The 22,027-nt window shown below is 49.1% G+C and carries 23 protein-coding genes; 19 read left to right on the plus strand and 4 right to left on the minus strand.

Annotation, left to right across the window (positions count from 1 at the left end; translation table 11 throughout):
- Positions 1 to 18 precede the first annotated feature (18 nt).
- Positions 19 to 1,074 (minus strand): ankyrin repeat domain-containing protein, encoded by a 1,056-nt coding sequence (locus tag NYE33_RS20160; protein ID WP_340944923.1) that lies wholly within the window; start codon positions 1,072 to 1,074, stop codon positions 19 to 21.
- A gap of 216 nt (positions 1,075 to 1,290) precedes the next feature.
- Positions 1,291 to 2,046 carry a DeoR/GlpR family DNA-binding transcription regulator gene (locus NYE33_RS20165; protein ID WP_042137981.1) on the minus strand — a complete coding sequence of 252 codons (756 nt, stop codon included), beginning with the start codon at positions 2,044 to 2,046 and terminating at the stop codon, positions 1,291 to 1,293.
- Between the two features lie 368 nt (positions 2,047 to 2,414).
- On the opposite strand from NYE33_RS20165, the gene NYE33_RS20170 reads away from it, so the two are divergent.
- From NYE33_RS20170 to NYE33_RS20230, 13 genes are all read left to right on the plus strand, one after another.
- Positions 2,415 to 3,566 carry an iron-containing alcohol dehydrogenase gene (locus NYE33_RS20170; protein ID WP_039294619.1) on the plus strand — a complete coding sequence of 384 codons (1,152 nt, stop codon included), beginning with the start codon at positions 2,415 to 2,417 and terminating at the stop codon, positions 3,564 to 3,566.
- A 29-nt stretch (positions 3,567 to 3,595) separates the two neighbouring features.
- Positions 3,596 to 5,071 carry a rhamnulokinase gene (rhaB, locus tag NYE33_RS20175; protein WP_341067185.1) on the plus strand — a complete coding sequence of 492 codons (1,476 nt, stop codon included), beginning with the start codon at positions 3,596 to 3,598 and terminating at the stop codon, positions 5,069 to 5,071.
- A 20-nt stretch (positions 5,072 to 5,091) separates the two neighbouring features.
- Positions 5,092 to 6,348, plus strand: a complete 1,257-nt coding sequence (gene rhaA, locus NYE33_RS20180; protein WP_341067187.1) for an L-rhamnose isomerase — start codon at positions 5,092 to 5,094, stop codon at positions 6,346 to 6,348.
- Between the two features lie 72 nt (positions 6,349 to 6,420).
- Complete coding sequence (gene rhaD / locus NYE33_RS20185) at positions 6,421 to 7,266, plus strand: rhamnulose-1-phosphate aldolase (RefSeq protein WP_340944928.1); 846 nt, start codon at positions 6,421 to 6,423, stop codon at positions 7,264 to 7,266.
- Positions 7,267 to 7,437: 171 nt separating this feature from the next.
- Positions 7,438 to 8,532: an NADH:flavin oxidoreductase gene (locus tag NYE33_RS20190; protein ID WP_076242881.1), complete on the plus strand. Its 1,095-nt coding sequence runs from the start codon at positions 7,438 to 7,440 to the stop codon at positions 8,530 to 8,532.
- 236 nt (positions 8,533 to 8,768) lie between these two features.
- A complete protein-coding gene (locus tag NYE33_RS20195; RefSeq protein WP_081970042.1) occupies positions 8,769 to 9,767 on the plus strand; it encodes a BclA C-terminal domain-containing protein in 999 nt (332 codons plus the stop codon).
- 171 nt (positions 9,768 to 9,938) lie between these two features.
- Positions 9,939 to 10,322 (plus strand): cytidine deaminase, encoded by a 384-nt coding sequence (locus NYE33_RS20200; RefSeq protein WP_042137969.1) that lies wholly within the window; start codon positions 9,939 to 9,941, stop codon positions 10,320 to 10,322.
- A 235-nt stretch (positions 10,323 to 10,557) separates the two neighbouring features.
- Complete coding sequence (gene miaB, locus NYE33_RS20205; protein WP_042137967.1) at positions 10,558 to 12,141, plus strand: tRNA (N6-isopentenyl adenosine(37)-C2)-methylthiotransferase MiaB; 1,584 nt, start codon at positions 10,558 to 10,560, stop codon at positions 12,139 to 12,141.
- A gap of 24 nt (positions 12,142 to 12,165) precedes the next feature.
- Positions 12,166 to 12,618: a RicAFT regulatory complex protein RicA family protein gene (locus tag NYE33_RS20210; protein ID WP_039304693.1), complete on the plus strand. Its 453-nt coding sequence runs from the start codon at positions 12,166 to 12,168 to the stop codon at positions 12,616 to 12,618.
- Between the two features lie 136 nt (positions 12,619 to 12,754).
- Entirely contained in the window at positions 12,755 to 13,525 is a 771-nt protein-coding gene (locus tag NYE33_RS20215) for an NUDIX domain-containing protein (protein ID WP_039304691.1), read from the plus strand.
- Between the two features lie 48 nt (positions 13,526 to 13,573).
- Positions 13,574 to 14,116 (plus strand): cysteine hydrolase family protein, encoded by a 543-nt coding sequence (locus tag NYE33_RS20220; RefSeq protein WP_042137965.1) that lies wholly within the window; start codon positions 13,574 to 13,576, stop codon positions 14,114 to 14,116.
- A gap of 125 nt (positions 14,117 to 14,241) precedes the next feature.
- Positions 14,242 to 15,693, plus strand: a complete 1,452-nt coding sequence (locus NYE33_RS20225) for a nicotinate phosphoribosyltransferase (RefSeq protein WP_076242884.1) — start codon at positions 14,242 to 14,244, stop codon at positions 15,691 to 15,693.
- A gap of 400 nt (positions 15,694 to 16,093) precedes the next feature.
- Positions 16,094 to 17,323 carry a glycosyl hydrolase family 8 gene (locus NYE33_RS20230; RefSeq protein ID WP_076242885.1) on the plus strand — a complete coding sequence of 410 codons (1,230 nt, stop codon included), beginning with the start codon at positions 16,094 to 16,096 and terminating at the stop codon, positions 17,321 to 17,323.
- 166 nt (positions 17,324 to 17,489) lie between these two features.
- Here NYE33_RS20230 and NYE33_RS20235 read toward each other — a convergent pair whose 3' ends face one another.
- Both NYE33_RS20235 and NYE33_RS20240 read right to left on the minus strand, forming a co-directional pair.
- Complete coding sequence (locus NYE33_RS20235; RefSeq protein WP_341067188.1) at positions 17,490 to 18,692, minus strand: tyrosine-type recombinase/integrase; 1,203 nt, start codon at positions 18,690 to 18,692, stop codon at positions 17,490 to 17,492.
- Between the two features lie 31 nt (positions 18,693 to 18,723).
- Positions 18,724 to 19,389, minus strand: a complete 666-nt coding sequence (locus NYE33_RS20240; RefSeq protein ID WP_083705271.1) for a helix-turn-helix domain-containing protein — start codon at positions 19,387 to 19,389, stop codon at positions 18,724 to 18,726.
- Positions 19,390 to 19,539: 150 nt separating this feature from the next.
- Between NYE33_RS20240 and NYE33_RS20245 the strand changes: the two genes are divergently transcribed.
- The 6 genes from NYE33_RS20245 to NYE33_RS20270 all read left to right on the plus strand — a co-directional run bounded on the left by NYE33_RS20245 (position 19,540) and on the right by NYE33_RS20270 (position 22,027).
- The gene (locus NYE33_RS20245; RefSeq protein ID WP_076242887.1) at positions 19,540 to 19,821 is read left to right on the plus strand and encodes a helix-turn-helix transcriptional regulator; all 282 of its coding nucleotides are present in this window, start codon (positions 19,540 to 19,542) and stop codon (positions 19,819 to 19,821) included.
- 15 nt (positions 19,822 to 19,836) lie between these two features.
- Positions 19,837 to 20,034: a helix-turn-helix domain-containing protein gene (locus NYE33_RS20250; protein WP_076242888.1), complete on the plus strand. Its 198-nt coding sequence runs from the start codon at positions 19,837 to 19,839 to the stop codon at positions 20,032 to 20,034.
- Between the two features lie 61 nt (positions 20,035 to 20,095).
- Positions 20,096 to 20,302, plus strand: a complete 207-nt coding sequence (locus tag NYE33_RS20255; protein ID WP_076242889.1) for a hypothetical protein — start codon at positions 20,096 to 20,098, stop codon at positions 20,300 to 20,302.
- Positions 20,303 to 20,317: 15 nt separating this feature from the next.
- Positions 20,318 to 21,451, plus strand: coding sequence for a ParB N-terminal domain-containing protein (locus tag NYE33_RS20260; RefSeq protein WP_076242890.1), 1,134 nt, complete (start codon positions 20,318 to 20,320; stop codon positions 21,449 to 21,451).
- Entirely contained in the window at positions 21,438 to 21,881 is a 444-nt protein-coding gene (locus NYE33_RS20265) for an ORF6C domain-containing protein (RefSeq protein ID WP_076242891.1), read from the plus strand. The genes NYE33_RS20260 and NYE33_RS20265 overlap by 14 nt, the downstream gene beginning before the upstream one ends.
- Positions 21,878 to 22,027: a hypothetical protein gene (locus NYE33_RS20270; protein WP_179093438.1), complete on the plus strand. Its 150-nt coding sequence runs from the start codon at positions 21,878 to 21,880 to the stop codon at positions 22,025 to 22,027. The genes NYE33_RS20265 and NYE33_RS20270 overlap by 4 nt, the downstream gene beginning before the upstream one ends.

Raw genomic sequence — 22,027 nt, forward strand, 5'->3', positions numbered from 1 at the left:
CGTCCGTATATATTAAACTTAACGGGTATAATCCGGTTGTTCCATAGAGACAGGCTGAGGATTGGCCAGTACCCACTGCACTGCCAGTTCACTTAATTTTGCCGGTTCATCGTAGCCGGAACCCTTACGCAGCCTATTGGTTAATGAAGCTGCCTCCTGGAGGAGGGCAGGAGATAACGGTGTACCTGTGCCCAGATGCCGGATAAGGGCATCCAGCATTTTACGGAAATTGTCATCCCAGTTGCCTCCGCCGTTATTCAGGATTTCATGAGAGACCCGTCCGGTGATGCGGATAACCTCTCCCTGTACAGTTTGCGCGTGCCCTGAAGCAGGGACAAGGTAATCCCAGAGCTCCTGATGCTGGGCGGACCATGCCGCTGTAGCAGCCTTGATGGGGGAGGTTCCATCGTGCTTCACCTGTTTCGCTACAGGCTCGACATCGAATAGCCGGTACAGCTCCAGCAGTGCGGATGCTTTTTGATCCAGCTCATCGTTACTGTGGCTGGCTCTGACGAATTCCAGATCCTTGCCGATCCGCTGCACGGAATCCTTCATCTCCGGTGTGATTGCGGCTCCGGCATCCAGCAGGATTTTTGAGATTTCCACCATGTGGGCAATATCGATATTCCGGCATTGGGATAATCCCTTAGCAAGCGGTGTTTGTTTCCGTTTATTCTCCGCATGGATGTTTGCACCATGGGCGACCAGGTCCTGTATGGCCCGGGTCCGGTAATAACCTGCCGCTGCGTGCAGCGGTGTCTCATTCTGATAATCCAGGGCATCCGGGTCCGCGCCTAATTCCAGCAGTAACGGGATATTTCCGGACCAGGTTGCAGCCTGGGAGTGCAGCGGGGTGTGCTCATATTTGTCCCGGGCGTTGATGTCGGCACCCTGCTCTACAAGCCAGCGGACCAGCTCATCCGGGATTTGCCGGAAGCTGAGCGCGGTTCCTTTGCTGTAGCCCCCGCGGGCATCCCATTCGCACTCCTCAAAGATGGCCTTGAGCGCTGCGATATCATTCGTTTTGACCCGCTCGCCAAAATCGGCGGGTAAGGTTTGCTTCTTTTTCCCCATAGCATTTTTCCGCTCCTTTATGAATAGCAGATAATTTCTGCAAGTTTATCATATAGGGGAAGTGAATTCCAATAGAGTCAGGAATAGACTGCAATGTAACGGAGAGTATGCAAAAAGGCAAAGCTTCTGATCCCGAATCCGGGAAGAGAAGGTTTGCCTTTTGCATTTATACACTTATATAGGGGACTGGTCTGTTGATTCCTGCGCCAGGTCTACTTAATATAACACTTCCACATTCTTCCCAGACAGCAGCTTAAGCCATGTATCCGAAGGTTTGCGGTCGGTAATCAGCACATCGATCCGGCTCAGCTCGACCAGCTTGGCGAAGGCGGTTTTGTCAAACTTGGTATGGTCGGCCAGCAGCACTACCTTTTCCGCCTGGCGCAGCATATATTTCTTCAGCTCGCATTCTGGTTCATTGGAATCGGTAACTCCGTGCTCCATATCAATGCCTTTACAGCTGATCACTGCGATATCCACATTATAGCGCTGGGTGGTGTCGTGGGCTACAGGGCCGACCAGCGACAGGGAGCGGTGGCGCAGCGAACCCCCGGTGGAAATAATGTTCAGGCTGGAATTCGCGAATTCATGCAGAATGTTGATCGAATTCGTGATGATTGTCAGATTGCTTTTATTGCCCAGCAGCTTAAGGAATTCAAACGAGGTGGAACTGGGGTCCACCATAAGCGTATCCCCGTCGTTAATCAGATTGAGTGCTTTGATCGCAATATTGCGTTTGATATCCGTATTGAGCGCCCCCCGGGTCAGGAACGGCAGATCTTCATTGGTATGTCTGTTCAGCATGGCTCCGCCGTAGGTGCGGCTGACAATTCCGTCCTTCTCCAGCTTCTCCAGATCTCTGCGTATCGTTTCCTCTGTGACCTCGAACATCCGGCTCAAATCAGACACAAGCACACGTTTATCCTGATGGACAAGATCTATTATTTTTTTGCGTCTTTCGGCAGCAAGCATAGGTATCACCTTTCCGGTAGCTTCTTATATTTAAATATAGACCGTTATTTCTGTGTTGTACAATGAATTTAAGAAAAACAACATTTATTCTAATATAATCTTTGTAAAACAGACATTAAACAAATAAAAACAACATAATTAATATTTTATTTGTTGACAACAAAGATTATCGGCGATACGATGAGGGTGCTAATAATCCCTTTGAAAGCGTATGCCGGTTCCCAACGGAAGCGCCGGAGCCGGTCTGCTGCTTAACCTCAGTGACCAGCCTGAGGCGCCACAGCCAGAATGTACATCCTACTATCAGTGGAGATACTTAGCTTTCTGTAATCGTTCTATACTAATTTGCCTGGGAGGCTGGTCAAGCAATGAGTACTCATGTCTATTATGTTCCGTCTATCAACATTATGGGTAAGGGCTGTCTGAAGGAAATCGCTCCCTATATTCAAGAACTGAACCTGAAGAAAGCGCTCGTGGTTACGGATAAGTTCCTGACGAAGAGCGGAATCGCCGGCAAGCTGCTGGCTGTGCTGGATGAAGCGGGAATTAACTATGTGGTATATGATGAAGTGAAACCGAACCCGACCTGCAAAAACGTCCATGACGGCGTTGATTTCCTGAATGATCATGAATGCGACTATCTGATCTCTATCGGCGGCGGTTCGCCTCAGGATACAGCGAAGGCAATCGGGATTGTAGCGACCAACGGCGGGTACATTGCCGACTATGAAGGCGTTCACAAGTCCAAGAACAAATCCTTGCCGATCGTAGCCGTGAACACTACTGCAGGAACCTCAAGTGAAGTTACAATTAACTATGTCATTACGGATGAAGAACGCAAGATCAAGATGGTAATGGTCGACAAGAACAGTATCGCCACCATTTCGGTGAATGATCCTGAACTGATGGTCGACAAGCCTGCTGCACTTACAGCGGCTACAGGTATGGATGCATTGACGCATGCGATCGAAGCTCTGGTCACTCCGGGTGCTTACCCTGTAACTGATGCTACTGCTCTGGCTGCTGTTGAACTGATATTTGGCAACCTGGCCCGGACCGTAACAGACGGACATGATATTGAAGCACGTGAGCAGATGGTGTATGCGATCTTCCTGGGAGGCCTGGCCTTCAACAATGCCGGACTTGGTTATGTGCATGCCATGGCGCATCAGCTCGGCGGCGTGTATGATCTGCCGCATGGCGTCTGTAATGCGATGCTGCTGCCATATGTGGAAGAAGAGAATGCCAAATACGTGCCTGAGAAATTCAGAGCGATTGCCAAAGCGATCGGACTGCAGGTACAAGGCAAAAGCGACAAGGAATGCGCGGATTTTGTCATCGAATCGATCAAAGCCCTGTCCAAGGAAGTTGGCATTCCGGCCAAACTGTCTGAACTTGGTGTAGATGAAGTAGATTTGGATCTGCTGGCTGAGAATGCGATGAAGGATGCCTGCGCACCGGGCAACCCGTTCATTCCTACCAAAGAAGAGGTTATTGCCTTGTTCCGCAAAATTCTGTAATTTACCTTCTATAGATAAGGAGATTCCCTATGAACAATCATATCGCCGTCGATATCGGCGCCTCCAGCGGGCGGCTTGTACTCGGAACCCTCGTGGACGGGAGTCTCAAGCTGGAGGAGCTTCACCGATTCAGCAATGGATTCACCGAGCAGGAGGGCTCCTGCTTCTGGGACATTGAGTATTTGTTTAATGAAATTATCAGCGGTCTTCATCAAGCGAAAACCGCGGGAATTACTGAATGTACACTCGGGATTGATACCTGGGCCGTGGATTATGTACTGCTGGATGCGGAAGGCAAGCGGATCAGGGAAGTATACGCCTACCGTGACCGCCGCACTGATGGGGTTATGGAGGAAGTCGGCAGGCTGCTCTCCCCTGAGAAGGTTTACGCCAAGACAGGGATTCAGCAGCTGAGCTTCAATACACTGTATCAGCTGTATGCGCATGACCGGGTAGAGCTGGAAGCGGCCGATCAGATTCTGATGGTGCCGGATTATCTCTACTATAGACTCAGCGGCCGCAAAATCAACGAGGTGACCAATGCCTCCACGATGCAGCTGCTGAACCTTGCCACCCGTGACTTTGATCCGGAGCTGCTGTCCTTCCTGCATCTCCGCAGAGAGCAGTTCGCACCGCTTACGGAGCCGGGAGAAGATCTCGGCTTCATTACGGCAGAGCTGGTGCAGCAGCATGATCTGCCGCAGTGCCGCCTAATCTGTGCCGCCACGCATGATACGGCTTCGGCCGTGCTCGGCGTGCCTGCGCAGCAAGGCAGATCCTCAGCTTACATCAGCAGCGGCACCTGGTCACTGCTCGGGGTGGAGCTGGATCACCCGATTAATGACAGCAAAGCTCTGGCAGCCAATTATACGAACGAGTGGGGAGCATACGGCACCTACCGTTTCCTGAAGAACATTATGGGCCTTTGGCTGATCCAGGAAGTACGGAGACTGGATGGGGGAAGATACAGCTTCGCTGAGCTGGCGTCAATGGCCGCGGGCAGCGAAGGCTTCCGCAGCCTGATTCCATGCAACCACCCGCGTTTCCTGAATCCGGACCATATGATAGAAGAAATTCGCCAGGCCTGCGCGGAGAGCGGCCAGCCTGTTCCAGAGACGCCGGGTGAATTAGCCCGTTGTATCTTTGACAGTCTGGCCCTATCCTACCGCAGCTATCTGGCCGAGCTTGAAGGCCTTACAGGCCAAGAGATCGAAGTTCTGCAGATCGTCGGCGGCGGCGCCAATAATGAACTGCTGTGTCAGTTGACCGCCGATATTATCGGCAGAGAAGTACTGGCAGGCCCGACAGAATCAACGGCACTGGGCAACCTGGCCGTACAGATGATTCAGTCAGGCCGTATGGCCGACATCCATGAAGCCCGGGACGTCGTCGGCACTTCCTTTGCAATCAAGTCGTATCTGCCGCGGCCGGTTCCCCGGCTGAATCAGCTGCTGGCCCGCTGGGATGAGCTCCATTCTGCGGCAAGTACGAATGAGAATATATAAAACTTTTAGGAGGCAACGACATGGATCAGAGCATCACAAACAGCTATAACGAAGCCAAAAAATTATATGCAGCCCATGGAATTAACGTAGATGAGGTGCTGGAGAAGCTTGCGAAGATCAAAATTTCAGTGCATTGCTGGCAAGGCGATGATGTTCAAGGATTCCTGTTCAAAGACAAAGAGCTCAGCGGCGGGATTGCTGTAACCGGCAGCTATCCCGGACGTGCCGGCACACCGGATGAGCTGCGCAAGGATTTGGAGAAAGCCCTGTCGCTGATTCCGGGTAAACATAAAGTCAATCTGCATGCAATCTATGCTGATACGGACGAACAGGTCGATCTCGATGAGCTGGAACCGCGCCACTTCGCAAGCTGGGTAGAGTGGGCGAAAGAGCAGGGACTGGGATTGGATTTCAATCCAACCTGTTTCTCGCATCCTAAGGCTGCTGAGGGATTCACCCTGAGTCATGCCAATGACGAAATCCGCAATTTCTGGATCAAACACTGCAAGGCTTCCCGCCGGATTGCCGAGTATTTCGGCCGCGAGCTGGGACAGCCCTGTGTAACGAATTTCTGGGTACCGGACGGCTACAAGGATACTCCGGTTGACCGCCTGGCACCGCGTGTGCGTCTTAAGGAATCTCTGGATGATATTTTCAGTGAGGAAATTGATCCGCAGTACAATATTGATGCACTTGAGAGCAAGCTGTTCGGGATTGGTTCTGAGAGCTATGTTGTCGGATCACATGAATTCTACATGGGTTATGGCCTGACCCGCGGCAAAGCGATCTGCCTCGATGCCGGACATTTCCATCCGACTGAAGTGATCTCCAATAAGCTTAGCTCGATCCTGATGTTCAGCGAACAGCTGCTGCTGCATGTCAGCAGACCGGTACGCTGGGACAGCGATCATGTCGTCACGATGGACGATGAGCTGCTGGAAATCGCCCGTGAACTGGTTCGCGGAGATTTGCTGCCGCGTACGAACATCGGCCTTGATTTCTTCGACGGCAGCATCAATCATCTCGCAGCTTGGGTAATCGGTACGCGCAACACCATTAAGGCTTTGCTGCGCGCAATGCTGGAGCCGGTTGAGGAGCTTCGCGCCATTGAACTGGCAGGTGACTATACTTCACGCCTCGCGCTGGTAGAAGAATTCAAGTCCTATCCGTTCGGCGCAGTCTGGGATTACTACTGCGCATCACAGGACACTCCGGTCCGGGAGCAATGGCTGGCTGAAGTGAAGAGCTACGAGCAGGAAGTACTGGCTGCAAGATAGATTAGCACTTTTGTAATTACCGAATGACAAGTATCCACGCACTTATACGTGCATATAGAGGAGAGATAACATATGAGTACTTCAGTAGTAGAATCCAAAGGTTATATCGCCGGCGTTGAAGCACCGTTTATCCGGGAAATGTCCGAAATCACCCACCACATGTGGTCCCTGGGCTGGGATGAGCTGAACGGAGGCAACGTCAGTTATCTGCTGGATGAAGAAGAAGTAGCCAAGTATATTAACATCCGCGAGCCGCTGCGTACAATCGCCCTTACCTTCCCTGTAACTGAGCTGTCCGGCAAATACTTCATCGTAACCGGCTCCGGCAAATACTTCCGTAATGTCATTAAGGACCCGGAAGCCAACCTAGGTGTGCTGCGTGTCAGTGACAGCGGTGAGAGTGTAGAGGTTCTGTGGGGTCTGCGGAATGGTGCAGTACCGACCAGTGAGCTTGCTTCCCACTTCATGAGCCATATTGAACGGCTGAAGGTAGATCCTTCGCACCGCATCGTGCTGCATACCCATGCAACGAATGTGATTGCCATGACCTTTACCCATGATCTGGATGAACTGAAGTTCACCAAGACGCTGTGGGAAATGTGCACAGAATGTCTGGTTGTCTTCCCGGATGGCGTCAGTGTCATTCCTTGGATGGTTCCGGGCAGCAGTGATATCGGCCGGGCTACTGCGGATAAAATGAAAGACTATCGTGTGGTGATTTGGCCGCAGCACGGTATCTTTGTTACGGGCGCTACCATGGATGCTACCTTCGGTCTGGTAGAAACCATTGAAAAAGCGGCAATTGTCTACAACCTGATCGGCGGACGTGAAATCAAACAGAAAATCACGGATCAGCAGCTGGCTGATCTGGCCGCAGCATTCCGTGTAACTCCGAAAGCCGGCGTTCTGGAGCTGTAGGTTAATTAGGATCATGAAGTCTTGAGAATGCTACGAAAGCCGGACAATGCAGCATGGCTGCTAGTTTCCGGCTTTTTGGCATATTCCGGTGCTAGTTCATTTGCATTTGCCGCTGAGAACAGTCATACTATACTTACTTAAAGTAATCAAAGTATGAAATGGAGGCCGATCATGAATACCGATAAATTGTTTGAACCCTTTGAGGGAGGGGGCCTGTCCCTGACCAACCGTGTAGTAATGGCACCGATGACACGGGTGCAATCTCCGGGAGGCGTGGCTAGTCCGGAGGTAGCGGCTTATTACCGCCGCCGGGCGGAAGGCGGCGTCGGTCTGATCATTACCGAAGGAACAGCTATCGATCATCCGGCGGCGGTCAGCCACCCGGATATTCCGAATATCCACGGCGAAGCCTCTCTGGAGGGATGGGCGCAGGTAGTCAAGGAAGTGCATGCTGCCGGAGGCAAGATTATTCCGCAGCTGTGGCATGTCGGCATGGCCCGGAGCATCGGTGAATTGCCTAATGCTTCAGCGCTTCCTATCGGTCCTTCAGGGCTTAATCTGGCCGGAGAGCAAGTTACCGAGCCGATGACCAAGAATGAAATCCAGGGGATTGTCAGCGCCTTTGCCAAGGCGGCCAAAGATGCCAAGGCCATTGGCTTCGACGGCATTGAATTACACGGGGCCCACGGTTATCTGATCGACCAGTTCTTCTGGGAGAAGACTAACCGCCGTAACGACGAATATGGCGGTGATCTTGAGGCACGGACCACCTTTGCGGTTGAAGTGATCGATGCCTGCCGCCGTGCGGTAGGACCGGACTTCCCGATTGTGCTCCGCTTCTCGCAGTGGAAGGGCGGCCATTATGACGCCAGACTTGTGGAGACGCCTGAAGATCTGGCCCGCTTCCTGACACCGCTCAGCAATGCGGGTGTGGATATCTTCCACTGCTCCACCCGGCGTTTCTGGCAGCCGGAGTTCGAAGGGTCTGATCTTAATCTGGCAGGCTGGACGAAGAAGATAACCGGCAAACCAACGATCACGGTAGGCTCTGTAGGACTCGACAGTGCTTTTCCCAGCCCGGTAACCGAGAAGAATCAGGAAGATAATATTGACCTTCTGCTGGAGCGGCTGGACAAGGCAGAGTTCGATCTTGTTGCGGTAGGCAGAGCCCTGATCAGCGATCCGGCATGGGCTGCTAAAGTGCAGGCTGGCAGAATTGGTGAGATCATTCATTTCACCTCCGACGCAACCAAGACATTATACTAAGAATACTAACTAATATAGTTTGAGCTAGAACACCTGATGTATTGGGAATTGCGGCGAACCTCGTGTTTATCCGCTAATGTCCATCCGCATCGGGTGTTTTTTGCGCAGATTAGCCCCATTAAGCTGTACTCCTGTCCAATTTCCTGAAATAATGCCATTGTCCGAGCACCCTTACCTTTCTCTCGAATATTGCTATAAGGAGGACCTTTGTAAATTCAGAAGAAGGAGAGTGAGATATGGCGATTCTATCGACGGGACCTATCGAGAACAATGTGGTAAACAGCACAGGTGCCCGCCCGACTCAATCGGTAACGGTCAAAATAGACGGCCGCAATACAACCGAAGAATTCGATGTTCTTATCTTGGGCTACAGCCTGATTGGATTCCGTACCTTGTATGTGCAAGAAGAATTAAGTGTCGGACCGTTTCAGGTGATCACCAGGGATTACTTTGCGGATCTGGACGCATTCGAGTTTGTGTTCAGCACAACAGGAAGCGCAGAACCCGAAGCCCAGGTGTCCGTATGGGGCAAAAATGCCGCAGGACAGCTGGTGACCGCACACCGGCTGGTATCCCAGGAGTTACTGGGTGAAACCGGGGGAGGGATCACTGGCGCAACCGGAGCTACGGGGTTGACGGGTGCTACGGGATTACCGGGAGCTACAGGAGCTACGGGAGCTACAGGGTTTACGGGTGCTACAGGAGCTACAGGAGCTACAGGATTGCCAGGGACTATCGGTGCTACGGGGTTGACGGGTGCTATAGGGTTGACAGGGGGTACAGGCGCGACGGGATTACCGGGTGCTACTGGAGCCACAGGCAGTGTTTCATCGTCCTATGCCTATATTTTCAACACAGGTGCCCAGAGTGTCGCGACCGAAGCGGATGTTACTTTTGACAGCAATGAGAGTCTTGTCGGCTTCAGCCATACCCCTAATACAGCCGCTATTAACGTGGAGAATTCCGGAGATTATGCGGTAATCTTCATTGTCAATGCAGTTGAAGCGAATCAGTTCACTTTGTATCTGAATGGTGCTCCAGTAGGAGGCAGCGTCTACGGTTCAGGAGCGGGAACCCAGCCTAATCCGGGTATGGTGATTATCTCTGCAGTCACTGGTGATGTAATCACTTTAAGGAACCATTCCAGTGCCGCAGCAGTCACATTGCAGACCTTAGCTGGAGGAACACAGATCAACTCCAATGCATCGATTCTGATCTATAGGCTTGGAGGCTGAGCCCGGTTATGGCAAGCAGTGTTTAATGAATAAGTCCGGAACCATAAGCTTGGGCCGGGCTTATTGCTGTGGATAGAATGGAAGGATGCAGTGATATTCTTCGATGAAATATTAAGAATATTTAGTATTATAAGGAAGTGAGTGAAATTGATACATAAGGAGACTAATACAATGCAAGTTGAGCAGAGAGATCTGGAACTGATCCAGGAAGCCATTAAGGTAATAGACCGCAACTTTGATGAAGTGAATGAACGTCACACGGTAGGTGCAGCAGTACGCTGCGTTAATGGCAAAGTATATACAGGAGTGAATCTCTATTCCATTCATGGCTCCTGTGCAGAGTTTATTGCCATCGGTGCTGCGATTACGGCAGGGGAACGGGAATTCGAGACCATCGTTGCAACCAGAACGCAAAGCGAGGGAGGGATTCTGCTTCCTCCATGCGGCAATTGCCGGGAGATGCTGGTACGTTATGCGCCGGATATTCAGGTTCTGGTGCAAACAGGAAATGGAGTGGAGAAGTACAGTATCCAAGAGCTTATGCCGCATCATTAAACGTAAGATTCAGGAAAAGCTCTGCCTTGTCGCGGGCTTTTTTTTGTCATTCAGGAAATTTTTTCGCATAGCACATTTTCCTCATCCTGCCGGCCCAAATCCAGAATTTTTGTACAAAAGGCTGAATCGGATCAATGGATTAGATGGTTAGATTATCCTTATCTGTGATATAATTTTGAATTGATTGCGGGTGTATCTGAATTCATGAATTACTTATAAAGGAAGTGTAAATCTGATGACGAAGGAGAACCGGAACTCAGCGGACTTCAACTCCACCAAGGGCAAGGATTACTCCAAGTATTTTGATTTTACCGATGCTAAAGTGATAAGTGAGCAAGAGGGCAAGACCACCTATCGCATAAAAGGAAGAAACGTTCAGATAAACAGCCAGCCCGATTACAGGGAAGGCAAGCGCCGCGGCAAGGAAGAGATCGAGGTGCTCTACCATTTCGAGATTCCGCCGGAGATGGAGGATTTCGGCCAAGGCAAAACCTATCATATCACCACCTACGGCTGCCAAATGAATGAGCATGATACCGAAACGATGAAGGGTATGCTGGAGCAACTGGGTTACCGGCCGGCTGATGACCGCAGAGATGCTGATCTTATTCTATTAAATACATGTGCAATCCGCGAGAATGCGGAAGATAAGGTGTTCGGAGAGCTGGGCCATCTCAAATCGCTCAAGCTGGAGAAGCCGGGGCTGCTGCTCGGGATCTGCGGCTGCATGTCCCAGGAAGAAGGCGTTGTTAACCGGATCATGAACCGGTATGGTTTCGTGGATATGATTTTTGGTACGCATAATATCCACCGGTTGCCGGAGCTGATTAAGGAAGCGGTGTTCAGCAGGGAGCTTGTGATCGAGGTCTGGTCCAAGGAAGGCGACATTATTGAGAATCTGCCGAAGAAAAGAGAGGGTTTGCGCGCCTGGGTGAATATTATGTACGGCTGTGACAAGTTCTGTACATACTGCATTGTGCCGTTTACACGGGGCAAGGAGCGCAGCCGGCGTCCTGAAGATGTCATTGCCGAAGTCCGCGAGCTGGCCCGCCAGGGGTTCAAGGAAGTTACGCTGCTGGGGCAGAATGTAAACGCCTACGGGAAGGATTTTACGGACATAGACTATACATTCGGGGACCTGATGGACGACATGCGGGGGATCGATATTCCGCGTATCCGCTTCATGACGTCGCATCCCCGTGATTTTGACGATAAATTGATTCATGTGCTCGGCAAAGGCGGTAATCTAGTGGAGCATATTCACCTGCCGGTGCAGTCGGGAAGCACAGCAGTACTGAAGCGGATGAGCCGCAAATATACCCGTGAAGCTTATCTGGAGCTGGTCCGCAAGATCAAAGCAGGTGTGCCGGATGCGGTGCTGACTACAGATATTATCGTCGGATTCCCCGGTGAAACTGAAGCTCAGTTCGAGGAGACACTGTCGCTGGTGCGCGAAGTAGGGTATGATATGGCATATACCTTCATTTATTCTCCGCGTGAAGGTACTCCGGCTGCTGCAATGGAAGATAACGTTCCGGCAGAGGTCAAGAGCGCACGCCTGCAGCGTCTGAACGATCTGATCAAAGAGCAGAGCCGGCTGGGGAACGAGCGGATGCTCGGCAAGCTGGTCGAGGTGCTGGTGGAAGGCGAGAGCAAGAACAACGTCAATGTACTCGCCGGACGTACCCGTGACAGCAAGCTGGTGCATTTCGAAGGCCCGCCGTCACTGATCGGCACGATGGTGCAGGTGAGAATTACCAGTACGAAGACATGGTACATCAAAGGGGACTATCTGGCGGAAGCCGCAGCAGTCGTCTAATTATAGAGAAATGGGGCGAGAAGAATGAGCCAGGAAGAAGCGCGTTTGAATGAATACGGCATGCAGACCCACAACACCCGTGATTTAATCGTAAGAGAGGATATTATGGGCAAAGCGAAGGAGCTGGCTACACTCATCTCCACCAGTGAAGAGGTCCGGCATTTCCAGCAGGCCGAGCAGAAGATTCTGAATCACGATCGTGTGCAGGGTTTGATAGCTACCATTAAGAAGAAGCAGAAGGAGATTGTGGCCTTTGAGAGCTTCAAGAATCAGGCAATGGTCGCCAAGATTGAACAGGAAATCGAAGTGCTGCAGGATGAAATCGACAGTATTCCGGTCGTGAATGAGTTCCAGCAGAGCCAGAGCGACATTAACTACCTGCTGCAGCTGGTCATCTCCGTCATCAGGGATACCGTCTCGGACAAAATCAATGTGGAAGCAGGCACAGAAGCGCCTCCATCCACTTGCGGTGACTAATTGAATACCCCCGGGGCGGATGAGAATCCGTCCCTTTTTCATATATAGCGCGAACTGCGGTTGATTTTAAGAGGACAGGTTTGGTACATTAAAAGATACGAACAGCAAATATAGCTGCGGCAAAGGATGATCTAAAGTGAGCGAGAACGTGGAACAAACCTATAACGCCAAAAAATACCGCACTCCGGACGGCGTTCCGGCGGATATTGTCATGTTTACGCTGACCAAACGCGAACGGAAGACGGTCACGAAGACACTCCCGCTGCGGGAGCTGAAAGTTATGCTGATCCGGCGCAAGAAATGGCCCTATGCAGGCATGTGGGCCTTGCCGGGCGGCTTTTGCCAGGAAGATGAATCGATCTATGATGCGGCTACGCGCGAGCTGAAGGAAGAGACCGGCGTAGACGGCGGCCATTTGGAATATCTCGGTGTCTACAGCAAGCCGGGGCGCGATCCGCGCGGCTGGATCATCAGCCATGCGTTTTTTGCACTGGTCGAGGAGTGGATGCTGGAGCAGCGGCAGGCCTCTGATGATGCAGGTGAGGTTGGCCTGTTCACCCTGCAGGAAGCGCTGGAGGAGCTGGAGCTGGCTTTTGACCACCATGATATTATTACCGATGCTTATCTGCGGATTCAGCAGCAAATGCTGCAGACTACGATTGCACGGCAGTTTCTGCCGCGCCATTTCACACTGAGTGAGCTGTATCAGGTGATCCAGACGGTCGTGCCTGAATTCAAAGAACCGAATTTTATCCGTAAAATTACGTCAACACGCAGCCGGCAGGGTATATTAAAGGAAGTAAGTGATGAAGCGGGCAATCCGCTCAGCTCCAATCAATACTCCCAGCGTCCGGCACAGCTCTATATGTTCACGGACCATGAACCTTTATTATCGATTTATACCTAAGCTGCAGGAAAGCTTAAGCTCACAACACTTTTAGGAGGCGGTCTGCTTATGAGAGCACTCATCGTAATTGATTTCACCAATGATTTCATTGACGGAAGTCTGCCGGTTGGGCAGCCCGGTATCGACATTGCACCAAGGGTTAGCCAGCTCACGGAACAGTTCGTGCAGAGCGGGGATTATGTTGTGATGGCTGTAGATTTGCATGAAGCAGATGATCCATATCATCCGGAGAGTAAGTTATTCCCGCCGCATAATCTGCGGGGCAGTCAGGGGCGTGAGCTCTACGGCAGCCTGAAGGCCGTATACGAAGCGAACCGCGAAGCCATCTATTGGATGGACAAAACCCGTTACAGCGCTTTTAGCGGCACGGATCTGGCGCTGAAGCTGCGTGAACGCGGCATTACCGAGCTGCACCTGATCGGAGTATGTACGGATATCTGTGTGCTGCATACGGCAGTAGATGCGTACAATCTGGGATTCAGCATTATTGTTCACGAGGATGCGGTAGCCAGCTTCAACCCGGACGGCCACACTTGGGCGCTGGGACATTTCCGGGGCAGCCTCGGAGCGAAGGTGGTCGCTTCCACATAGATAAAAATATAATTGAACGTAGATAATATCAAAAGCTGTAAGGAACGAAGGGGAAATTTGGATTATATAACACAACAGCAACTGCAGATCCCGCTACAGCAGTGCAACTATTAGGAGATGAGGACTTGAGGAGAGAACTTGCTCTACATACAGACAAATATCAGATTAATATGATGTACGCCCATTGGGTTAACGGCACACACAAACGCCGGGCTGTGTTTGAAGCTTATTTCCGCAAGCTGCCGTTCGGCAACGGGTTCGCGGTATTTGCAGGCCTGGAGCGGATCGCCCAGTATATCGCTGAACTGCGGTTTACAGAGGATGATATCCGCTACTTGTCGGAGCAGGAGGAGAATTATGCCCCGGCGTTTCTGGAGGAGCTGCTGCAGTTCCATTTCCAGGGCAGCATTCATTCGATGAAGGAAGGCGCGCTTGTCTTCCCGGATGAGCCGCTGATCCGCGTGGAAGGCACGATTATGGAGGCTCAGCTGGTGGAGACAGCCATCCTGAACTTCATGAACTACCAGACGCTGATTGCGACCAAGGCCTCCCGGATCAAGCAGGTGGCTCCGAATGATACGCTGCTTGAATTCGGGACGCGGCGTGCGCAGGAAGCAGATGCGGCCGTATGGGGAGCCCGTGCAGCGTATGTGGGTGGCTTCCATGCGACCTCCAACATGCTGGCCGGCAAAATGTTCGGCATTCCTACGAAGGGCACCCATGCCCATTCCTGGGTGCAGAGCTTCCCGAGCGAACAGGAAGCCTTCGACGCTTACGCCAGAGTCATGCCGGACGGCGTTACCCTGCTAGTCGATACCTTCGATACCCTGCGCAGCGGTGTGCCGAATGCAATAAATACTGCCAAGAAGCTGGAGGCGCAGGGCAAACGGATGAACGGCATCCGGCTCGACAGCGGTGACTTGGCCTATCTGTCCCGCAAAGCCCGGCAAATGCTTGATGAAGCCGGCCTGCAGTATGTGAAGATCGTTGCCTCCAATGACCTGGATGAGAACACGATCATGAACTTGAAGTCGCAAGGCGCGGCTATTGATACTTGGGGGGTTGGAACCCAGCTGATTACAGCTTCCGATCAGCCTTCTCTGGGCGGAGTCTACAAGCTGGTCGAGATTGAATCTCCAAGCGGAGAGATGATTCCAACAATCAAGATTTCCTCCAATCCCGAGAAGGTATCGACTCCCGGCAAAAAGGCCGTTTACCGCATTATCGGGCAGAACGGCAAAGCTTTGGCGGATTACATCAGCTTCTCCGGGGAAGAGGCGCCGCGTAACGGTGTCCGGCTCAAGCTGTTCAATCCGCTGCATCCGTATATGAGAAAACATGTGGAGCACTACGAGGCGCTGCCGATGCTGGAGCCGATTGTGGTGAACGGCTTCCAGGTCTATCAGCTGCCGGATCTGAACGAGATCCGCCGCTACCATCAGGAGCAGCTTGATTTGTTCTGGCCGGAGTACCTGCGTAAGCTGAACCCTGAAGTATTCCGCGTGAATCTCAGCGAGCAGCTGTGGAACCGCAAGCAGCAGCTGATTGCGGAGCATATGATGCCTGATGTGGACTAGCCTGATCGCCACAGAAGCATAGACTTATTAATACTTAGCCCTCCCAGTTGGTGGATAATCCACGACCGGGAGGGCTTTTTGCCGGGGCGAGGACAGAAGGGCAGAAGACAGGCAGGCTCATCCCCCTGCCCCCTGCGTATATCTTCATAGACATGTAATACGCAGGACCATATGCTCATTGACACGAACTCTCTGGAATAATATATTAAATATGTTCTTAAATACAATTTTTACAGGAATAATTATTTTTTTGGGGCTAAAGTTAAAGCGCTTTAACTTTAGCCCGGCGACAGTTAGGCGGATACTCTATGTGAGGGGGTGAACTTTTCCTACGGCAGTTCGTTTGTGATTGCAATGGATTCGAAGCCATATCCACCAAATCATGAGGAGTGAATGCGTTATGAATAAGCAAGGGAAACGCAAGCTGCACTGGAAAAGTCTGATGCTTCTTTGTCTGGCGCTCTTTATCCTGCCTGCCGGGTCCGCTTTCGCCGCAGTGAACAAACCGTTCCCGCAGCATACGACTTATACGGCCGGAACCATCAAACCGAATAATGTCACACAGACGGTTATGGATAATGCGGTTAAGACTAAATGGGATGCCTGGAAAGGCGCTTATCTCAAACCGGCCGGGACAGGCAAATATTATGTCAAATATAATTCAGACGGGGAGACCGTCTCCGAAGCGCATGGCTACGGCATGCTGTTCACTGTCCTGATGGCCGGTTACGACACCAATGCGCAGACGTACTATAATGGACTCTACAATTATTACACAGCACATCCAAGCTCCATCAATCCTTATCTGATGTCCTGGAAACAGAACAGCAGCTTCCAGAATATCGAAGGCGAGGATTCCGCAACGGACGGTGATATGGATATTGCGTACTCGCTGCTGCTGGCTCACAGACAATGGGGAAGCACGGGATCAGTTAACTATTTGCAGGCAGCAACCAGCATCATTAATGCAATCATGGATAATGAGATCAATCAGACCCAGTGGACCATCCGCCTGGGGGACTGGGCGAACAGCGGTTCATACAATACAGCAACCCGTCCTTCCGATTTCATGCTCAGCCATTTGAAGGCCTTCCAGTCCGCTACCGGGGATGCGCGCTGGCAGAATGTAACGGATAAGACCTATACGATTATTAACAGCCTCTATACCGGTTATAGCTCTACCACTGGCCTGCTGCCGGATTTCGTAGTCTACTCGAGCAATACCTACAAACCGGCCGCAGCGAATTTTCTGGAGGATGCTAACGACGGCCATTATAACTACAACTCATGCCGCACACCATGGCGGATTACCACCGATTATTTGCTCACAGGCGATAACCGCGCCTTGTCACAGCTGAATCAGTTAAACAGCTGGATCAAGACCAAGGTAAGCAGTACTCCGGGCAACATCAAGGACGGCTACAAGCTGAACGGAACCACCTTTGGCAGCTACAACAGCGGTGCGTTCTATGCACCGTTCGGTGTAAGCGCAATGACCTCATCAGGGAACCAGAGCTGGCTGAATTCACTCTGGAGCCATACGTCAGGCAGCGCGGCAGAGGATTATTATGAAGACAGCATCAAGCTGTTCTCCATGATCGTGATGTCCGGCAACTGGTGGACTTACTAAACGTTTTTATTCTTGATATGATCCAAAGACGAAATCCTGATGATCACTGATCACGGGTTTCGTCTTTTTTCATAATGGGCGCCTGTGACATTTATCATGAAATCTGTGATAAATTCACCTTATAGAATAAGGGAGATTTATCATTTTACCCACAGATTCCCCACAATTATATTCTGTTCATGAATAGATCGAATTTTATAGGGGCATCTTTCTTTCTTTTCTTAGTCACATGTAAGTAAATTCGCCTAGTAACCGCAGCGTTGCTATGGCCTAATCTCTCCTGGATTGTCTCAATATCTATTCCAATTTCAGCCAATAATGAAACATGAGTATGACGTAAACTATGGGGTGATAAGTTCGAGGGAAGCTTTGCGAGTTCCAAGTAATCTTTAAATCTTTTGCCAACCGAAATTATATTCAAAGGGTAGCCTGGCAAGTTTTTGTTGTTCACAAACACAAAATCGTCTTTATCGTAATATTCTTTTCTGCGAGACATTTTGAATTCATTGCGCCAAGCTAATTGATTTTCCAATACAGACAAAACATTAGGCGTAATTTCAACTTCGCGGTGAGATGATTTAGTCTTCGGTGTGTTGAGGGAAAATTCAGTAGCACTGCCCTTCATGTAAATTGTTTTGGTAATGGAAATAAAACCTTCGACTTTATTAATATCTTTTGTTTTTAATGCTGCCAATTCGCCTATTCGCATACCCGTATACGCTAGTAAAAAGAAAAGGTTGTAATCTTGCAATTCCCCCTGAATCTTAATAATAGTTAAGAGCTTGGATAATTCGTCTCTTTCAAGATAATGAGGTAATTCGGTTTTGTTTTCTAAATCTTCTACAGTCAATGTGTACGCTGGAAGCTCAGCACCATTAGTAGGGTTGTTTTTAATTATCCCTAAATCAACCGCCTTTTTAAAGAGCATTCTACAAGTTGTGTTTAATAGGGATATTGTATTCTTCGCAGCACCTTTGTTTTTCTGGTCATCAAGCATCTTTTGATAGTCTAATTTTGTGATATCACCTATCTTCTTATTACCAAAATAAGACGAACATTTTTTTAACTCCCATCTTCGGATGTCGACAGTAGAATTCTTTACTTTTCCTGGTGCTGCGTACATAGTAAGCCACTCAGTAGCAAAATCATCAAATAATATGTTTTTTTCTTCGAAGTACACGCCGTTAAGCAATTCAGCTTTAATGCGAATACCGGCTTCGTATGCTTGTTTGGCTGTAGGGAAACTAGGTGTCTCCTTTTGCTTTCTCCCTGTTTTACTGGTTCCAGGGATGCTGTAGCGATAGGTGAATCTTCCATCTTTCTCTCGAACACCTGGATACTTTAAAGGTTCTTTTGGTTTTCTAGCCATTTAATTTCACCTCCTTTCAAATAAATAATAATTAATATTTGGTATTAGGAGGAGACATATACCAAACCATTTTCCCCACGATCCTTAAACTTTCCAAATCAGGACCAGTAAAGTTCTGAGCAACAAAATCAGGGTTATAGCTATCAGGTTCAAGAACAACTGTATTTTGTAGGCGATAAAATCTTTTTAGTGTAGCATCATAACCGTTTACTTGAATTACAACTACATCTCCATTGGAAATGTTTTCTACAGATGAAGGACTTATTAATGCGTATGCCCCATTTGGGATAATACGGTTCATGCTATCTCCATTCACTTTTAGTAAAAAGGCATCAGGATGGTTTTTTCCGATTTCTTCAGGGACTTCTATGTATTCTTCAACAGGCAGCATTTCAAGAGGTAGTCCCGCAGCAATAGATCCATATAAAGGTATTAGGTGGGATTTAGGTTTGATTTTAATAGCGTTTACTGGTAAATCAATAGACTTTTCAGAAGACTCATATACAAGCTCCTCCAAAGTTACTCCTAAAGCATCTGCCAGTTGTTGCACCGAACCCATTTTAGGTTCACTTTTTCCTGATTCCCAATATCCGATAGAAACATCGGAAACTCCGATTCTCCGACCTAATTCCGATTTAGATAAACCCCGAGCTTCTCTAAACTTTGTTAGATTAGTGGCGAAAGCTATTGTTTTCACGTTTCATACCTCATTGTTTTTTATTTATCATACCATGTAAAATCTAATTATTCCACAAAAAATCTAATTATTATTAGATGTATTGTAATTTAGCGTTGACATCTAAATAAATTTAGAATACGATTTGGTTAGCGGAGGGAGGTAGGCAGAATGCATATAAATACTGAAACCGCAAATGAATCGAGTAAGATTGCGGACATCAATTTAAACGGAGGGATAGACAACAAAAAAACCTTAAGAGAGTGGAGGGTAAAGCGTTTCAAAAGTAAACAAGATCTTGCGGAACTACTTGATGTACACCCAAGCACGTATGCCAAAATGGAATTGAAACCTGAAGAAATGAGATTGCGTCAATTAGTGCTGATTGTTGACTTTTTAGAATGTAATCTCAGCGATATCCTTTTTTTTGAACAAAACTCTAAAAATAATTAGAGGTGGGGATTTGAAATGCGATCTGAAGATTTACCAGAAATTTGCACGCCCGAACAGGTAGCTGATTACTTAGGGGTTACTCGGAACACTGTTTATCGCTGGTGTAAAGAGGGGGATATTCCAAGCATCAAAGTTCGCAAAGTTCGTCGGATACAAAAATCAACTTTAATTGATTGGATAGAGAAGCAAGAGAAGGCCAGTTGCAGCTCTTAAATATCCCCCATAAGCAATAATGACCAAAACATAGAGTTTTATACCCGAAAGGAGAATTCGATTGAAACAAGATTTACAGATTGCTTATGAAGCTCTATCAAGAGTAGTAGCCGCAGGGTTGGCAGAGGGAGACAAAGTCGCTTTGAGAGAAGCCGGTCTTGCTCGGGCGAAAACGCTGGAGCTAAAGACAATGCTTCAGCATCGTGAGGCTAAGCCTCAAAGAGTGACACTTAACCGCTTGGAGAGTTATTGCTTACCAGTACTTTAGGAAAGGGGAATTAGCTTGCTCATTGATATCAGCAAGATCAAAGTAACGGATCGTATCCGGCAAGACTTTTCAGGCATCGAAGAACTGGCCCAGGACATTGCAGAGAACGGTTTAATCAATCCCATTGTCGTAACATCAGATTATCAATTAATTGCCGGAGAACGGCGGTTGAGAGCGCATCAGCACCTGAGGAGACAAGAGGTGGCAGTGAACGTAATGGATGTGCGTAATTATGCCCATCATTTACAACTGGAAATCAGCGAGAATGAGCATCGTCGGGATTTTACTTTTTCGGAGCGAATCGCTTACGGGAAAAAAATTGAAGAGTTAGAACGGATCAAGGCCAAGGAACGAATGACTGCACCCGATAAGGAAAATTTGCCTGAGGGAGAAAAAGGCCAAGTCAGGGATATTGTCGCTGAACAAGCCGGATTTGGCAGTGGCCGTAATTACGATAAGGCAAAATTCATTGCCGAACATGCTACGGCTGAAATCATCCAAGAGCTTGATGCCGGACTTATCAGCACTCATAAAGCTTTTACTCAAACCAAGGAACGTATGGAAGCAGCTGAAAAGGCTGCTGCGGAAGCAAATGCTCGAGCTGAGGCCGCAGAGAAGGAGAAAGAGAACCTTAGAAAGCAATACAAGGACTTTATACCTGCTGATCAACTCGAAGAGGCGGTTAACGCCGCCATAGAGCGACAGCAAGAAGAGAATGAGGTATTTATTGCTCAGAAGGACAAAGAAGCTCAGGCGGCACTTAAAGCGCGTGACGTGAAGTGGAAAAAGGATATTGAAGCAGAATCTCAGAAAGTGCGTGATCTTAATGCCGGTTATAAAAGAATTCAAGAGGAACTGGAGACGTTGAAACTTCAGCAACCTGAGGATCTGGATGAACAACAGAAAATGGCTCAGTTAAAGAAGCTGCGTTATGAGGCGGATTCGAACACAGTTCAGTTAAGTATCCATGTGAAGCAGTTCCTGCAGAAGGCAGCTGTTACTACTCTAAACCTTGGGTCCGTAGCTTCGGCATCGAGCAGTGAGAAAAAGCGCTTTAACGAGAGCCTGGACATGCTTCAAACATTTATCGATCAAATGCGGCCGGCTGTAAACGGCAGAAGGGTGGTAGAGGCAGATGTCATTAATTAATCAAGGTAATACATTGGCTATGCTGGAAAACCAGTTGAAGCAATCTGAAGCGCAAGGCGCTGCTGTGCGGATGATGTTTGAAGAAATGAAGCAAATGCATGAGAATATCCAAGAAATGAAACTTGATGTAAGTGAAAAATTTGAAGAATGCCAGATCATGGTTCAGGAGGTTCGCGATAGCGTTACGCTGATCGATGCTGAATGTGATCAGATGCAGGCAGTAGTCAGATTGAGATCAAATGAGCTGACCAAACACCGGTTTAAAGACTCGGACATGAAATTTAAAGAAATGGTCGGAAAATATCGGCGAACAATATGGAGTAAATTGAAAGAACAGTTCAGTGTAGCCAAATATAGTCATCTTCGGCGAATTGATTTCGAGGACGCAATTGAATTTGTCCAGAAATTTCAACCGGAGGACTACATGTGATGACGGATGAACGCCTGAAACAGCGCCATGATGCATGGAAGAGAATGAATCAACTTCAAAACTTTATTGGGCGAGGATTGCAATCTGCCGAAATAGATCGGGAAATTAATATCCTGGAGATTTTTTTACAAACTAGGGAGGCGTAG

It is taken from the genome of Paenibacillus sp. FSL R10-2199, assembly GCF_038000235.1.
Lineage (GTDB): Bacteria > Bacillota > Bacilli > Paenibacillales > Paenibacillaceae > Paenibacillus_AQ > Paenibacillus_AQ phytohabitans.

Coding starts and splice junctions, on each gene's coding strand:
- NYE33_RS20190 (WP_076242881.1), top strand. CDS start 7,438: ATGAATACCGATAAATTGTTTGAACCCTTTGAGGGAGGGGGCCTGTCC.
- NYE33_RS20250 (WP_076242888.1), top strand. CDS start 19,837: ATGCGATCTGAAGATTTACCAGAAATTTGCACGCCCGAACAGGTAGCT.
- NYE33_RS20230 (WP_076242885.1), top strand. CDS start 16,094: ATGAATAAGCAAGGGAAACGCAAGCTGCACTGGAAAAGTCTGATGCTT.
- NYE33_RS20170 (WP_039294619.1), top strand. CDS start 2,415: ATGAGTACTCATGTCTATTATGTTCCGTCTATCAACATTATGGGTAAG.
- NYE33_RS20220 (WP_042137965.1), top strand. CDS start 13,574: ATGAGAGCACTCATCGTAATTGATTTCACCAATGATTTCATTGACGGA.
- NYE33_RS20165 (WP_042137981.1), bottom strand. CDS start 2,046: ATGCTTGCTGCCGAAAGACGCAAAAAAATAATAGATCTTGTCCATCAG.
- miaB (WP_042137967.1), top strand. CDS start 10,558: ATGACGAAGGAGAACCGGAACTCAGCGGACTTCAACTCCACCAAGGGC.
- NYE33_RS20195 (WP_081970042.1), top strand. CDS start 8,769: ATGGCGATTCTATCGACGGGACCTATCGAGAACAATGTGGTAAACAGC.
- NYE33_RS20200 (WP_042137969.1), top strand. CDS start 9,939: ATGCAAGTTGAGCAGAGAGATCTGGAACTGATCCAGGAAGCCATTAAG.
- NYE33_RS20265 (WP_076242891.1), top strand. CDS start 21,438: ATGTCATTAATTAATCAAGGTAATACATTGGCTATGCTGGAAAACCAG.
- rhaB (WP_341067185.1), top strand. CDS start 3,596: ATGAACAATCATATCGCCGTCGATATCGGCGCCTCCAGCGGGCGGCTT.
- NYE33_RS20245 (WP_076242887.1), top strand. CDS start 19,540: ATGCATATAAATACTGAAACCGCAAATGAATCGAGTAAGATTGCGGAC.
- NYE33_RS20160 (WP_340944923.1), bottom strand. CDS start 1,074: ATGGGGAAAAAGAAGCAAACCTTACCCGCCGATTTTGGCGAGCGGGTC.
- rhaA (WP_341067187.1), top strand. CDS start 5,092: ATGGATCAGAGCATCACAAACAGCTATAACGAAGCCAAAAAATTATAT.
- NYE33_RS20235 (WP_341067188.1), bottom strand. CDS start 18,692: ATGGCTAGAAAACCAAAAGAACCTTTAAAGTATCCAGGTGTTCGAGAG.
- rhaD (WP_340944928.1), top strand. CDS start 6,421: ATGAGTACTTCAGTAGTAGAATCCAAAGGTTATATCGCCGGCGTTGAA.
- NYE33_RS20210 (WP_039304693.1), top strand. CDS start 12,166: ATGAGCCAGGAAGAAGCGCGTTTGAATGAATACGGCATGCAGACCCAC.